This window comes from Halopiger aswanensis (genome assembly GCF_003610195.1).
Taxonomy (GTDB): domain Archaea; phylum Halobacteriota; class Halobacteria; order Halobacteriales; family Natrialbaceae; genus Halopiger; species Halopiger aswanensis.
In genome coordinates, this window is record NZ_RAPO01000004.1 from 252,317 (window position 1) to 265,159 (window position 12,843).

Here is a 12,843-nt window from a genome sequence, read left to right on the forward strand (position 1 = left end):
CCATGACGGAGACGGACACGCACTTCGTCGAACCGGACGACGTCGAAAGCTTGGCGTTCGACTGGGGCGTCCTCAAGTGGCTCCATACGCCCGAGGTCACCGGCGGCGATCGATTCAGTGCAGGCGTCGTTCGACTCGAGCCGGGAAAGGGACACGAGCGTCATACCCACCCCGAAAGCAACGAAATCCTCTACGTCCTACGGGGAGAGGGGAGACAGGAAGTCGGCGGCGAGACGCGCGATATCGCAGCCGGCGAGTTGGTGTTCATTCCCGAAGGCGTCGAACACGGGACGGAAAACACCGGCTGGGAGCCGCTGCTCCTGCTGGCCGTCTACGCGCCGCCGGGCCCGGAGACACAGCTGCGTCAGCAGCCGGACTGTGAGATCGTTCCCGCGGGAGAACTGCCGACTGAGGACCGCGATACCGCCGTCTCGAGCGAGGCAGAACAATGAGCGTCGTCATCATCGGAACGCTGGACACGAAGGCCGAAGAGATCGGCTTCGCTAAGGACGTTCTCGAGGCCCAGGGTGTCGACGTTCACGTGGTCGACGCCGGCGTGATGGGCGAACCGGGACCGGCGGTCGAACCGGCAACGACAGCGGCGGAGGTCGCGGATGCAGCGGGAACGACGCTCGAGCACCTTCGCGAGGAGGGCGACCGCGGCGAGGCGATAGCGGCGATGGGGGAGGGCGCGACCGAAATCGCCCAGCGGCTCTACGATGCGGGCACCCTCGACGGCATCCTCGGCTTGGGCGGATCGGGAAACACCTCGATCGCGACGGCGGCCATGCGGGCGCTGCCCGTCGGCGTGCCGAAGGTCATGGTGTCGACGATGGCGTCGGGCGATACGGAGCCCTACGTCGGGGCCCGGGACGTCACGATGATGTACTCGGTCGCGGACATCGAGGGGTTGAACCAACTTTCGCGACGGATCATTGCTAACGCCGCTCTGGCGATAGTCGGGATGGTCGCGAACGACCCCGACGTCGACGCTGAAGAACGACCCACGGTCGCCATGACGATGTTCGGCGTCACGACGCCCTGCGTGCAGGCGGCCCGCGAGCGACTCGAGGACATGGGCTACGAGGTCATCGTCTTCCACGCGACCGGAACGGGCGGCCGCGCGATGGAATCGCTCGTCGAGGAGGGTATCGTCGACGGTGTCCTCGACGTCACGACGACCGAGTGGGCCGACGAACTGGTCGGCGGCGTCTTGAGCGCCGGGCCGGAGCGACTCGAGGCGGCCGGCGACGAGGGCATCCCGCAGGTCGTGTCGACGGGGGCACTCGACATGGTCAACTTCGGACCGCGCGATTCGGTCCCCGAGGAGTTCGAGGGACGAGAGTTCCACATCCACAACCCGCAGGTGACGCTCATGCGGACGACGCCCGAAGAGAACGCCGAACTCGGGGAGATCATCGCCGAGAAACTCAACGCAGCAACCGGCCCAACTGCGCTTGCACTCCCGCTCGAGGGCGTCTCGGCGATCGACGTCGAGGGAGAGGACTTCCACGATCCGGAGGCCGACGAGGCGCTGTTCGACGCGCTGCGGTCGACGCTCCAGGACGATATCGAACTGTTCGAACTCGAGACCGACATCAACGACGAAGCCTTCGCTGCGGCGCTCGCGGAGACGCTCGACGAATACATGCGAGACGCTGGTCGAGCCCCGTGACGGGGGTTCGACGTCGAAAACGGTCGATAGAATGCAGACCGAGCCGGGGTCGATGATGTGGATAGTACCCGACTCGGTACCGTCCCTTCGTCGGCAGCGAGAATAGCGCTATCGTCAGGAATTTCGACTATTGGCTGGCTGCCCGGCCATCCGCTGGCCCGGAACCGGCACCCTCACCGTTTTCGGCGGGGACCGTGAAGAAGAACGTCGTCCCTTCCTCGGACTCGGATTCGGCCCAGATACGGCCATTGTGTGCCGTCACGATGCGTTTGCAGATAGCGAGACCGATACCGGTTCCGGGGTACTCATCACGGGCGTGGAGGCGATTGAACACCTCGAAGATGTCGTCGGTCAGCTCCGGGTCGATTCCGATCCCGTTGTCGCGGATCGAAAATTTCCACTCGTCGTCTCGTCGATCGGCGGAGACGTGAATGTCCGGTGGATCGTCGCCCGCATACGTGATGGCGTTATCGATGAGGTTCTGGAAGAGGAGAACGAGTTGCCGCTCATCCCCGCTCACAGTGGGGAGGTCGTCCGACGTGATGGTCGCCTCATGGTCATCGATCGCTACCTGAAGATTCTCGCGTACCTCCTCGAGGACTGTCTCGCAGTCAACCGGTTCAAAGTCCTCGTCGTACGTATTCACCTGAGAATACTCGAGCAACGCATCGACCATCTTCCGCATCCTGTCGGCGCCATCGACGGCGTACTCGATGAACTCCTGTGCCTCAGTATCGAGGTCATCGCCGTAGCGATTGTCGAGCAACTGGAGATAGCTCGAGACCATCCGTAATGGTTCTTGCAGGTCGTGAGAGGCGGCGTGGGCGAATCGTCTGAGCTCCTTATTTGAGCGTTTCAGTTGCGCGTTGGTCTGTTCGAGCTTGCGCTCGTACTCCTTCCGATCGGTAATGTCGCTCGCCATCCCGATCCACTCGACGATGGTCCCGTCGTCATCTAGCATCGGGACCGCACGCGAGAACGTCCAGCCGAGGCTCCCATCGACCTGCTCTACCCGGTGTTCCAACTCGAAGGTGCTCTTAGTTCGGATCGCGTCGTCGATCGCCTTCTTAACACGCTCCTGATCATCCGGATGAATGTATTTATCGAGCCAATCGCTGGTCGATTCGTGTGTATCGGCGATGAAATCCTTCCCCTCGAGCTGGTGCATTTCACTCCAATCCGGGCTCATGCGATACACGACATCCGAGCTCGCGTTGACCAGTGCTCGAAACCGCTCTTCGCTTTTCTGCAGGGCCTCCTCAGCCTCTTTGCGCTCAGTGATATCGCGCGTCGTCCCGGCGATAGCTTCGACGTCCCCCTCAGCATCGAATACGGGTGCAAAAATGTAGTCGTAGATTCGACGCCCGCGCTCAGCGTGTTCGAACGCTACTTCGCCACGGATCGGCTCTTTCGTCGCGACGACCTGGTCGATCTCGCGTTCGTGCATTTCCGCGTGCCACGGCTCGTAGCCGTTTTCTCGCAAGGTGTTTCCGATGGACTCCTCGTAGGTTTGCCCCCACATCTCCAGCAGCGCGTCGTTGGCGAATATGAATCGGTAATCGAGGTCGAACGCGTAGACGAGGTCGGGAGTACTGGAGATGATTGTCTCGTAGAGGCGCCGTTCCTGCTCGGCCTCGATCGGCAATGCCGTCGTCTCGGTCTCCGTTTCCGGTCGGTCGGGACTAGCGGTCCTCGTGGTGGACTCCGCATTTTCGAGTTCGAGGGCGTACGCGATCGTTTCCCCTACCTCTGCGAGTAATTCTCGTTCAACTGCGCCAAATCCGTGCGGACGGTCGGTGGCAAGTTGCAAGACGCCGTACAGCGATTCTTCGTAAACGAGAGGGATGACCGCCCAGGGGCGGTCGTTCTGTTCTGGATTCCGGCGGCGCTCCTCGCAACGCGAGTCGTCAACGAGATCCTGCCCGATCGTGATCTCCCGTGTACGCACTGCCTCCTGCATCAGCGCTGCTCGAGGCGAGTCCGCGGTAAGCGCGATTTCATCGACCGTCTGCTCCGGGAGTCCGGCGGACGCCGTTGGAACCACCGCCTCTTTTGCCGAATCATAGCGACCGATCCACGCAAACGAGTACAACGCCGAGGCTGCGAACGTCTCACAAACGCGTTGTTGGAGGTCGTCTGTAGTGCTGCTCGGAAGCAAGGCGCGGGTGACTTCTCCTGTCACCTCGGTTATGGAGTGGCGCCCGGCGGAACTCATTGAATGGGTTCTCTCGCTAGAGGGGGTTTATCCTATCGGTTCTGACAACAGCAAATAGCCCGCAAGCGGTTGGCGGACAGCCAATTGTCACAGACCCCCATAATTACCCATCAGCGATGACAGGACACGGTCGATCCGAAACTGTCACCCTAACACTCGAGCGCGCGACCGATCTCGAGGGCGCGTTGCCGACTGTCGGAGAGTCCGTCGCTGACGAAGATCGAATAGTACAGGTCGCCGTCGGCAGTGGCGCCGCCACACGACCGCTCGAGTTCCGTTCCCTCGTCAGTGTCGGCGATCGTCCCCGTCGCATCGCCGATGGAGACGGTCTCACCGCCGCGAGCGAACAGTCGCGGTCCGTCGCTGGTCGTCACCGTAATCGTTTCGCCGTCGCCGCGGTAGGACAGCGTGACCTGTTGGCGCTTTTCGTCGGGGAACTCGTAGCTGGTGACCTTCTCCAGCGCGAATGCGTCCGGGACCGTTGCAGCCGGTGGCTGCCCGACGGCGAACGGAACAGCATCGTCAGCAGCGTCGACGGTTTCGTGGCTCTCGATCGACGGTAGCACGATTTCATCGACGCTCTCGCTTCCGTTCTCGTCCGTCGGCGGCTCGAACTCGAAGCGATCGTCGTCGAACCCCGGATCGACCGTGAGGTTTCGATAGGTCGTCTCGAGCGAGACGCCGTCGCCTGCGACGCGGTGCTTGACGGGAAACAGGTGTTCCTGATCGAACCACACGTCGACGGTTTCCGCCGATCGATCCGCGCCGTCGAAGTCGCCGTCGTCCCGCTCCAGCGGAATCACGTACTCGGAGTTACCCACGAGGATAGAGACGGACCGGCCGACCGACTCGTTCGCGGCCGGCTCGAACGCGACCCGATACGCATCTCTCCCGTCGATCGTCGTTTCGTCGATCGACTCGATTTCGTACCGTTCGACGTATCGCTGTTGCTGGGCGTACACTCCCTCGAGGAACGACGACGCGTTCGGATCGATCTCGAGTCGCTGAGCGGAGTCGGCATCCCGATCGTACTGCCATCGCGTGGTGCCGTTGCTGACGATCACCGTGCCGTCGGCGGTCTCGATACGGCTGGCACCGTCGGCGCGGAACTGGACGTCCTCGCGGACGGTCGTCGTCTCACCGTCGATCGTCTGGTTGATTTCGACGGTTGCGGCGAGTTCCGACGGCGGCGTTGCCTCGGTTATCTGCGTCTCGAGGGCCGTGTCGGAGACACCGGTACCGGTACTCGGGACGGCGACACACCCCGCGAGGAGCATCACGAACAGGACGGCGATCGCCGCGGGTATCGCTCGCGTTCCCGCGAATTTGGGGACCATGTTGCATACGTGTTAATCGAGAAACATTACATCTCTGATGATCGATTCGAACGACAGGTCGGAGAGTGCCGTCCACACGGGGACTGTATCGGCACGGCGCGCTCCCTTCTACTGGAAACCCCGATCGTCTCCGTAGCGTATGTCACAGCGTGACCGGGACGGGAAACGGAGAGAAGTGCACCGAACCAGCTACGTTGTTACCGGCTCACGCGTCGTCCGGATCGACGTTGACGTTGCGGTGAAAGACGTTGTCGGGATCGTACGCAGCTTTCACCTCGGCGAGCCGGTCGTAGTTATCGCCGTAGACCTGTTTCGTCCAGTCTTCCCAGTTGCGTTCGTCAACCCCAGTAAAGCCCGCGTACGCTCCCTCCGCACCGGCACGGCGCAGTTCGCGCTCGGTTTCGGCCGCCCAATCGAGGGTCGGCTGGTTCCGGAACTCCTCCCAGTTGCCTTCGATGGTGATCATGTACTCCTTGTCATCCCACGCGTAGGCAGCATCGGTACCGTGGCCGATGTTGCCGCCGAGCGACCAGACACCGACGGCCGACATCGGCGACGGCGCCGCCTCAGTCTGCTCGAGGATGATGTCGCGGATGTCGTCGGTAACCTCGTCGACGAAGACCGACCGGTGGGTGTATTTCCGGCCCCACGGGTACATCTGCGTCCCGAGATCGTGTAATGCCTCGTACGGCATTACGTCGCTCATGTCGAGAAGCGGCTCGGCGATATCGCGAAGCGGCTCGATGACTGCTGCGCCGTCTTCGGGGTCGCCGGCGTAGCAGCCCATGATGGCGACGGCATCCTCGCCGATCAGGTCGTCGGGCATCGGCGGCAAGCCGGGAACGTGTCCGGCGAGGACTATCGTCGTCAGTTCAGCAGGCGCATCGCTCATCACCTGCTGGTGCGTCTCGAGGACCGCTGTCGCAGCATCGTACGGATAGAACACGCCGAGGGCCTGCACCATCGGACCGACCTCGTACAGGTCGAACTCGAAATGAGTGACGACGCCGAAGTTACCTCCGCCGCCGCGGACAGCCCAGAACAGGTCTTCGTTATGGTCGGGCGAGGCCGTCACCAGGTCGCCGTCGGCGGTGACGAGTTCGATACGGCGGAGCGCATCGATGCCGAGGCCGTGCTTCCGGCGGATCCAACCGATGCCGCCGGCAAGCGTGCTCCCGGGGATCCCCACGTCGCCCGCACTGCCGGTCGGGACGGCGAGACCGTGCTTCTGGGTCTCGGCGAGAACATCCTCGGCGCGGGTGCCGGGCTGGACGTGAGCGACCTGTTCCTCGGGGTCGACGCGGACGGCATCCATGTCTTCGAGATCGACGACGAGCCCGTTCTCGACGACGGCGCTCCCGGCCTGATGGTGGGCGCCGCCCCGGATCGAAAGCTCGAGATCCTGCTCGCGGGCAAACCGGATCGCGCGGGCGACGTCGGTCGCCCCCTTCACGCGAGCGACGATCGCGGGGTGCTTCTCGATGAGACCGTTCCAGACGTTCCGGGCGTCTTCGTACTCGTCGCCATCAGGAAGAATAAGATCGCCGCGGAGTTCCTCCCCGAAGTCCTCGAGTGCCCCCTCATCCACCGATGCGATGATACCGAGCGGATGCTCGTGAACTGTCATCGGTATCCACATCACGGTGATCACGTTCATATGCACCGGGTGGGCCACTGTGTCACCCGCTGAACAAGGGAACGAACTACCGAATAGCGGGCAACTGTACTGGGTGAGACCGCCTGCGTTGAGATCTACTCACGACGGATCGACAACGACCGAATCACGCTCTCGAAGCGACGCGTCGACGGGGTCGGCGTCAGTTCGAATTCGATCGAACAGTCCGCGAACCCACTCGTGCAGTTCCGCAGATCGGTTCACGATGACGCCTTCAACGCCGCCCGCAGCGTAAATAACGACGAGAACGGTAAACTGGTCACCAGCGTCGATACAAACGAGCCCGAACGACGGACCATCCCCGACATACAACGCGGCGTCGGACTGCGAAGCGATCGCAGTGAGTTCGTCCTCGTACCGCGTTCTGAGGCAGTCGTACGTTTCCCCCTCGAGGATGATCGTCAGGTCGGTATCGGACTCGCCCGCGGTCCGCTCCCAGACTCGAGGAAGGTTCGGATTGACAACGGTGGGAAAGTACGCGATCGCCGCTCCGCTCGCCGTTCGAAACGTCTCTTCGACGATCTCGAGCGGTCGAAACGCGCCATCGTGACGCTGCAGGACGATGTCAGCGCCTTCGAGAAGTTCGATCGGCGGCGGATCAGCCGTCGGAAATGCCTGGGTAAGCGGCTTGATAGAGACGAGCGTTTCGATCTCCGTAGAGTACCGTTCGAAACGCTCGATAGCGATCTCCCCGAATCGAGTGGCGACGTAGCGTCCGTCTCGCTTCGCGACGAGGTCCGCGTCTTCGAGGTCCCCCAGTGCCCTCGTGACCGTCGATCGGGAAACCGCCAACCGATCGACGAGTTCTCGCGGTTGTAACGGTTCTTCCGCGAGTTCAGCGAGCACGTCCGAGCGCTTTCTGATCGTATCGATTACGTCGGATACATCCCCCATCTTCGCTCATCCCCAGCAGACAAAATTGGTCACTCGAGACGATATTGAAAGTTTCGTTAGAAATAATATCCATATTTAGACGTATTGGTTTACGAGGATAGGCAGAAACATGAATTCTAATTTGTTTAAGTAGAAATAGATGTCGATAGCGCCAGCCTCTCAACCTGTATTGCTGGTTCTGCTTTCGGCTGATGGCTGCTCCCGATCGTAGAGATGTCCGTCTACTGGCTACTGATCAACGATGTGGCCAGCAGACTGTGGGATCCCCGGATATCCCACAGGAAATATTCAGTTAATAGTGTTGAAATCCTCGGTCAGTAGCATCTCTCGCGGCCCTGTTAGTATTTGTATCCGACTGGCAGCGGGTTTAATAGCCTGCTCAGTCCCTTTATCGGTAGTATGGGCGACGATACCGAACAACACGACGATGTCGATGCTAACTCCGAGAGTCCACCAGCCGGTGGAAGGCCCCGCCGCAAGCGATACTGGAGTTAGACCACGTCTACGAGGCACTGGGTCATCCGCGGCGTCGCTACCTCTGCTATACGCTTCTCGAGGACACAGAGTGGACGCTGACCGATCTGGCGACGAAAATCGCCGCGTGGGAGAACGACAGCCCCGATCACGAGGTCACGGCACAGCAGCGAGAACGGGTGTACGTCTCGCTCTATCACGCCCACGTGCCCAAGTTAGTCGATGAGGGCGTCATCACCTTCGATGACGCAACCGAGACCATTACGGCCGCTGAGAACGCTGCTCAAGTTCTGACCGCACTCGAGGGAATGGGAGCGAGTGTCAACAATACCCAAGAAACACACGCCCGGAGTGAAATGGATGACGACGAACAATAACGGCGGAACGGACAGCGAGGACGATCCGACCCTCAACCAGAAGAGCCACTGGCAGCAAACCGCACAGTGGTTATACGAGCCCGATCGTGACGGCGGGCTGACGACCGCGATCGTGTTTGCGATCGCGGAAGCGAAAGACGCCTCCCCGAGTGAGGTGAAGTCCCCGCCACTGTACGAGAGCGTCGATGTCGCCGGTATCGAAGCTGCGTTCTTCGGTCCTCATACGGAGAATGCGTCTCGACAGGGGACCGGAACTGTCGAATTTCGCTACACGAATCAGCTCATCAAGGTACGGAGCGACGGCTGGGTACAGGTCTACGAACGGACCGAAACCGAACTGTCGTGAGCGTTCACCCCGTCTTCGTTTCGAAGTGATATTCTCTCGCGTCCCGCGTCGTTAGGCGCTGGCAGCTGTCACTTCCCATCCTCATCTCGAGTCCGATCGATGCCGTCGATCACGTCGATCGAGACGCTATCGTCCCGCCCGACCTCAGAACCGTTCCCGAATCCGCCGCTGATCACGCGACCGAGCGCCCGCTCGAACGGTTCGTCGAGTTGCTCAACCTCGTCGGGATCGGCCTCGACGAGGAAACCGCTCGTCACGTTCGGCGACGTCGGAACGAAGTACAGCCCTTGTCCGTCGTCCGCCGAGCGGCCGGTTTTGAACGCCGTCATCCAAACGTCGTCCCAGACCTCGAGTTTGACCGGCTGGCGGAGTTCCGTCTGCTCGTTGACCGCGGTTTCGGCGGCCGTCTTCGAGGCGTTGTAGACGACGCGGACGCCGGGAAGCGCGTTGGCACTGGTATCGATCGCTCGTTCGACGACGGCACCGAGTGCCGTCCGCGCTACCAAGCCGGTTGCATAGAGCAGCCCCAACAGCAGACTGCCCGAGACGGCGACCCGAAGCAGCGCCGTCAGTCTGGTACGGACCATCTCATTCGCGATGAGCGTCTCGAGAAACCACTCGGGAACCAGCAGATCGGGCGTGAATCCGTCGACGAACCCGTACAGGACGTAGCAAAGGTAGCCGATGACGAGGATCGGCGCGAGGACGATCAGGCCGCGGGAGAAATCTCGTTTCCAGGAAGCCATGTAATGACGAGCGGTGGTAGCTATCTAAGCTCGGGCAGCCGTCGGGTTCAACGTTTCGACACTCGAGCGACTAGTGGGTCCCACCGTTCCCGGTGAGGTCGATATACAGGACGGCGACGTGACGACGGCCCACACTGCAGTCCACGATAATCGGTGATTAGATCGTAGTAGAAGGCGACACTACGGAGCCAGGGGTTCGTCAGAGGACGCGATCGCCTCCGCGCTACAGGATAATCCCGACGGCGGGACTGTCACGATCACCCTGACCGCCGACCGCAAGACGGGACGCGTACTCGGCGCGAGCCTGGTCAGCGAGTACGGCGAGGGCGCTGTCCATCGCAGCCACGCGGTCGTCGGAGCCCTCGAGGAGGGGGCGACCGTGTTCGATCTGGAGAACTACGACCTCCCCTACGCCCCGCCGTTCAACACTACGTGGGATCCCGTACTCGTTGCGGCGAAGGTACTCTCCGGGAAATTGCGATAACCCGTTTCAGTCGAGGGTTCCGTCCCTCCGGAAGACTACTCGTTCACTGCGGGACGACTGTGTCCAATCACTCCCTCTCCCACAGCCATATTCCCGTGTGGACCTTCGATGGGATATGGGATTAGAAGGCGAGCGAGCGCCCGAGTTCACGCTTCCGAGCACCGCCGGCGACGAGGTGTCGCTTTCGGACCGACTCGAGGACGGTCCAGCCGTCGTCATCATCAACCGGGGCCACTGGTGTAGCTTCTGTGCGGAACAGCTCCAGACGTTCAGCGAGGTTTCCTACGACCTCTGGTTCAACGAGAACGTGGATATCCTGCCGGTCGTGACCGATCCACTGGCGCGCGTCACTGAAATGCGCGATCGGTACGACCTCGAGATCCAACTGCAGGCTGATCCCGACGGCGAAGTCGCTGAGCAGTACAGCGGAACGGAAGAAACGAGCCACGGTCTCACCGGCATCTCGGGCGTGTACGTTATCGACGAGGAGGGGACGGTTCGGTTTGAACAGGTCGCAGACCACCCCGCCGATCGCACCTACGGCAACTGGGTCCGGTACTTCATCCGGAACGACTACGAGGATCCGTTCAGCGAGTAGCTGGTAGTTTCGGCTTCTACCGCCAGTTCGGGAAACGGTCGGAATCCGGTCGGCTCAGCTCCCTGGCCGCCGTCGCGGCCGGACAGGGGTAGCGAACTCGTTGCGACTACGGGGTCTGCTCAGCAGCGGGAGAGACGCGTCCCGCCGGTTACAGTTCGACTGGGGATGCCGACTCGACGTCGAATCGGGTGACTTCGGGGTCGCCCGAGAGCAAATCCGGGAGCGCCTCCTCGAACGCTTCGAAGTGGTCGGTTTCCGCGTGCGCTCCGAAGGCGGCCTCATCCTCGTATCGCTCAAAGATTCGGAACACGTTCGGATCTTCGACGTCCGTTGTGACTCGATAGTCGACGACGCCGTCTTCCTCACGGGAGCGTTCGGCCAGGTCCGCTACGAGCTCGAGGGCGTCGTCGCGTCGATCCGGATCGATCGGAAACGTCGCGTGGATGACGAGCATCGCACTCACATGGACCGACGAGCCACAAAGTTCTATCCCGATTGTGCACCGGCCGCACATGACGCGATTTATGTGGAGTATCCGCTCCGTCTGCCGCAGCGTTGCCGCCTTCCGGAAGGACCGGGCGGTTGTTCGAGCCTGATCGCAGCAGCGAACGCACGACGGAGGTCGATGGGCCGTCGCGGAACGCGCCAAGCTATCCGACGAGAACGCGGATCACAGGGACGGTTACCCACCGGTGAACAGCCCACTCTACGAAGCCGAAGCGAAGCTCGCCGACGAGTCGACACCCCGCAGTTCGGAGAGAACGGTCGACAGAGGTCTGGAACCAGACGGGACGATTATCGATCAATCGTCCGCCGTCGAAGCGTGTTCGGTTGCTCGACTTCGTAACTCGGCCGCCATCGCGGGAACATCGTCCGTCGAGACGGAGCCGTCGGTCTCGAGTTCCGCGAGTGACTTCGGGAACTCGCGACGTTCCTTGTGAATCGCGAGTCCGGCCTTCGCTCCCTGTCCCATCGCGACGGGGATCTGGTTATGTCCGGGCGTCAAATCGCCGACCGCGTACAGGCCGTCGACCGACGTTCGGCCGTGATCGTCGACAGCAACTGTGCCGTCATCGTTGATATCCGCGCCGAGCGACGCGGCGAGCCCGTTGTTGTACTCGGAGCCGTACATCGCGAAGCCGCCCCGGTACTCGCGGACCGCTCCGTCGGCGAATTCGAGGGCCTCGAGCCAGCCATCGTCACCGTTCCGGACGCCAGTCACATCCTCGCGAACGATATCGACAGGGTGGTGCTCGAGCATCGTCGCCGTCTCGTCGCTCCAAGTCGGCTCGTCGCCGCGGAGCAGCAGATCGACGTCGTCGGTGAAATTGAGCATGATCATCGCGACGTAGGCGGCGCTGTCGCCGCGGCCCATCACGTAGACCGGCTCGTCGACGAACGCGTATGCGTCGCAGTGGAGACAGTAGTGCAGTCCGCGTCCAGTTCGGGGCAGCGGCGGGTCGGGTCGCCCGTCCGAAAAACCGGTCGCCAAAACGACGCTATCCGCGGTGGCCGATCCATCCGTCGTCTCGAGCACGAACGAATCGTCGACCCGCTCGATGTCCGTGACGAACTCCTGGCGGTAGTCGGCACCGTACGAGCGGAGCTGCTCGACGGCCGTCTCGAGGAGTTTGTTACCCGACACGGATTCGGGAACGCCGATGACGTTGTGCGTCTCCTGCATCATCGCGGCTCGACCGCCGCCCCGGTCGAAGACTGCGGTTTCGTGGCCGAGCCGCGTCGTGTAGAGGGCTGTCGTCAGGCCGGCGGGACCGCCGCCGACGACGGCGACTTCGTATCGAGATTCGGTCGGGGAATCGGTGGATATCGTCATCTTGGGTAACCTACAGTAATCCAGTTACGCTTAGTTAGCAATAAGTGTCAGCTAACCTGTCGATCATTCGGTTACCGGCCGGTAACCGTCCTCAGTGGAGCGGACGCAGAAGCGATCGTAACGTAACCAACTACTAGTAACTAGGTTACGATGCGTAACTATATACCGATCTGAGACGAAGCGACTCG

General features: G+C 61.7%; 12 protein-coding genes and 1 pseudogene. 6 read left to right on the plus strand and 7 right to left on the minus strand.

All coding sequences use genetic code 11. The annotated features are described in order from the left end of the window. Positions 1–2 precede the first annotated feature (2 nt). A complete protein-coding gene (locus ATJ93_RS19055; protein ID WP_120246242.1) occupies positions 3–452 on the plus strand; it encodes a cupin domain-containing protein in 450 nt (149 codons plus the stop codon). Continuing rightward, on the plus strand, positions 449–1,675 hold the full coding sequence (locus ATJ93_RS19060; RefSeq protein WP_120246243.1) for a Tm-1-like ATP-binding domain-containing protein: 1,227 nt from the start codon (positions 449–451) through the stop codon (positions 1,673–1,675). The genes ATJ93_RS19055 and ATJ93_RS19060 overlap by 4 nt, the downstream gene beginning before the upstream one ends. Positions 1,676–1,802: 127 nt before the next feature. Here ATJ93_RS19060 and ATJ93_RS19065 read toward each other — a convergent pair whose 3' ends face one another. The 4 genes from ATJ93_RS19065 to ATJ93_RS19080 all read right to left on the minus strand — a co-directional run bounded on the left by ATJ93_RS19065 (position 1,803) and on the right by ATJ93_RS19080 (position 7,796). Next, the gene (locus ATJ93_RS19065; RefSeq protein WP_120246244.1) at positions 1,803–3,890 is read right to left on the minus strand and encodes a PAS domain-containing sensor histidine kinase; all 2,088 of its coding nucleotides are present in this window, start codon (positions 3,888–3,890) and stop codon (positions 1,803–1,805) included. A 149-nt stretch (positions 3,891–4,039) separates the two neighbouring features. Next, a complete protein-coding gene (locus ATJ93_RS19070; RefSeq protein ID WP_120246245.1) occupies positions 4,040–5,227 on the minus strand; it encodes a LolA family protein in 1,188 nt (395 codons plus the stop codon). A gap of 205 nt (positions 5,228–5,432) precedes the next feature. Continuing rightward, positions 5,433–6,854 (minus strand): FAD-binding oxidoreductase, encoded by a 1,422-nt coding sequence (locus ATJ93_RS19075; RefSeq protein ID WP_120246506.1) that lies wholly within the window; start codon positions 6,852–6,854, stop codon positions 5,433–5,435. 129 nt (positions 6,855–6,983) lie between these two features. Then, positions 6,984–7,796 carry a helix-turn-helix transcriptional regulator gene (locus tag ATJ93_RS19080; protein ID WP_120246246.1) on the minus strand — a complete coding sequence of 271 codons (813 nt, stop codon included), beginning with the start codon at positions 7,794–7,796 and terminating at the stop codon, positions 6,984–6,986. 512 nt (positions 7,797–8,308) lie between these two features. Here ATJ93_RS19080 and ATJ93_RS24690 point away from each other — a divergent pair. Then, positions 8,309–8,647 carry a DUF7344 domain-containing protein gene (locus ATJ93_RS24690; RefSeq protein WP_449405101.1) on the plus strand — a complete coding sequence of 113 codons (339 nt, stop codon included), beginning with the start codon at positions 8,309–8,311 and terminating at the stop codon, positions 8,645–8,647. Continuing rightward, on the plus strand, positions 8,631–8,993 hold the full coding sequence (locus ATJ93_RS19090; protein ID WP_120246248.1) for a HalOD1 output domain-containing protein: 363 nt from the start codon (positions 8,631–8,633) through the stop codon (positions 8,991–8,993). Before ATJ93_RS24690 ends, ATJ93_RS19090 begins: the two co-directional genes overlap by 17 nt. A gap of 68 nt (positions 8,994–9,061) precedes the next feature. Here the strand turns inward: ATJ93_RS19090 and ATJ93_RS19095 are convergent, their stop codons facing one another. After that, entirely contained in the window at positions 9,062–9,739 is a 678-nt protein-coding gene (locus tag ATJ93_RS19095; protein ID WP_120246249.1) for a DUF502 domain-containing protein, read from the minus strand. Between the two features lie 235 nt (positions 9,740–9,974). Between ATJ93_RS19095 and ATJ93_RS24160 the strand changes: the two are divergent. Beyond that, positions 9,975–10,223: pseudogene (locus ATJ93_RS24160) on the plus strand (FAD-dependent oxidoreductase); the annotation flags it as partial. Between the two features lie 115 nt (positions 10,224–10,338). Beyond that, the gene (locus ATJ93_RS19105) at positions 10,339–10,821 is read left to right on the plus strand and encodes a peroxiredoxin family protein (RefSeq protein WP_120246250.1); all 483 of its coding nucleotides are present in this window, start codon (positions 10,339–10,341) and stop codon (positions 10,819–10,821) included. Positions 10,822–10,969: 148 nt separating this feature from the next. On the opposite strand, the gene ATJ93_RS19110 is transcribed toward ATJ93_RS19105, so the two are convergent. Then, positions 10,970–11,275 carry a putative quinol monooxygenase gene (locus tag ATJ93_RS19110; RefSeq protein ID WP_120246251.1) on the minus strand — a complete coding sequence of 102 codons (306 nt, stop codon included), beginning with the start codon at positions 11,273–11,275 and terminating at the stop codon, positions 10,970–10,972. 348 nt (positions 11,276–11,623) lie between these two features. Then, entirely contained in the window at positions 11,624–12,655 is a 1,032-nt protein-coding gene (locus ATJ93_RS19115) for an NAD(P)/FAD-dependent oxidoreductase (RefSeq protein WP_120246252.1), read from the minus strand. Between the last annotated feature and the right edge of the window lie 188 nt (positions 12,656–12,843).

Excerpts from the sequence above, each read along its gene's own strand:
- ATJ93_RS19055 (WP_120246242.1), top strand. The coding sequence starts at position 3 with ATGACGGAGACGGACACGCACTTCGTCGAACCGGACGACGTCGAAAGC.
- ATJ93_RS19060 (WP_120246243.1), top strand. The coding sequence starts at position 449 with ATGAGCGTCGTCATCATCGGAACGCTGGACACGAAGGCCGAAGAGATC.
- ATJ93_RS19065 (WP_120246244.1), bottom strand. The coding sequence starts at position 3,890 with ATGAGTTCCGCCGGGCGCCACTCCATAACCGAGGTGACAGGAGAAGTC.
- ATJ93_RS19070 (WP_120246245.1), bottom strand. The coding sequence starts at position 5,227 with ATGGTCCCCAAATTCGCGGGAACGCGAGCGATACCCGCGGCGATCGCC.
- ATJ93_RS19075 (WP_120246506.1), bottom strand. The coding sequence starts at position 6,854 with ATGACAGTTCACGAGCATCCGCTCGGTATCATCGCATCGGTGGATGAG.
- ATJ93_RS19080 (WP_120246246.1), bottom strand. The coding sequence starts at position 7,796 with ATGGGGGATGTATCCGACGTAATCGATACGATCAGAAAGCGCTCGGAC.
- ATJ93_RS19090 (WP_120246248.1), top strand. The coding sequence starts at position 8,631 with ATGACGACGAACAATAACGGCGGAACGGACAGCGAGGACGATCCGACC.
- ATJ93_RS19095 (WP_120246249.1), bottom strand. The coding sequence starts at position 9,739 with ATGGCTTCCTGGAAACGAGATTTCTCCCGCGGCCTGATCGTCCTCGCG.
- ATJ93_RS19105 (WP_120246250.1), top strand. The coding sequence starts at position 10,339 with ATGGGATTAGAAGGCGAGCGAGCGCCCGAGTTCACGCTTCCGAGCACC.
- ATJ93_RS19110 (WP_120246251.1), bottom strand. The coding sequence starts at position 11,275 with ATGCTCGTCATCCACGCGACGTTTCCGATCGATCCGGATCGACGCGAC.
- ATJ93_RS19115 (WP_120246252.1), bottom strand. The coding sequence starts at position 12,655 with ATGACGATATCCACCGATTCCCCGACCGAATCTCGATACGAAGTCGCC.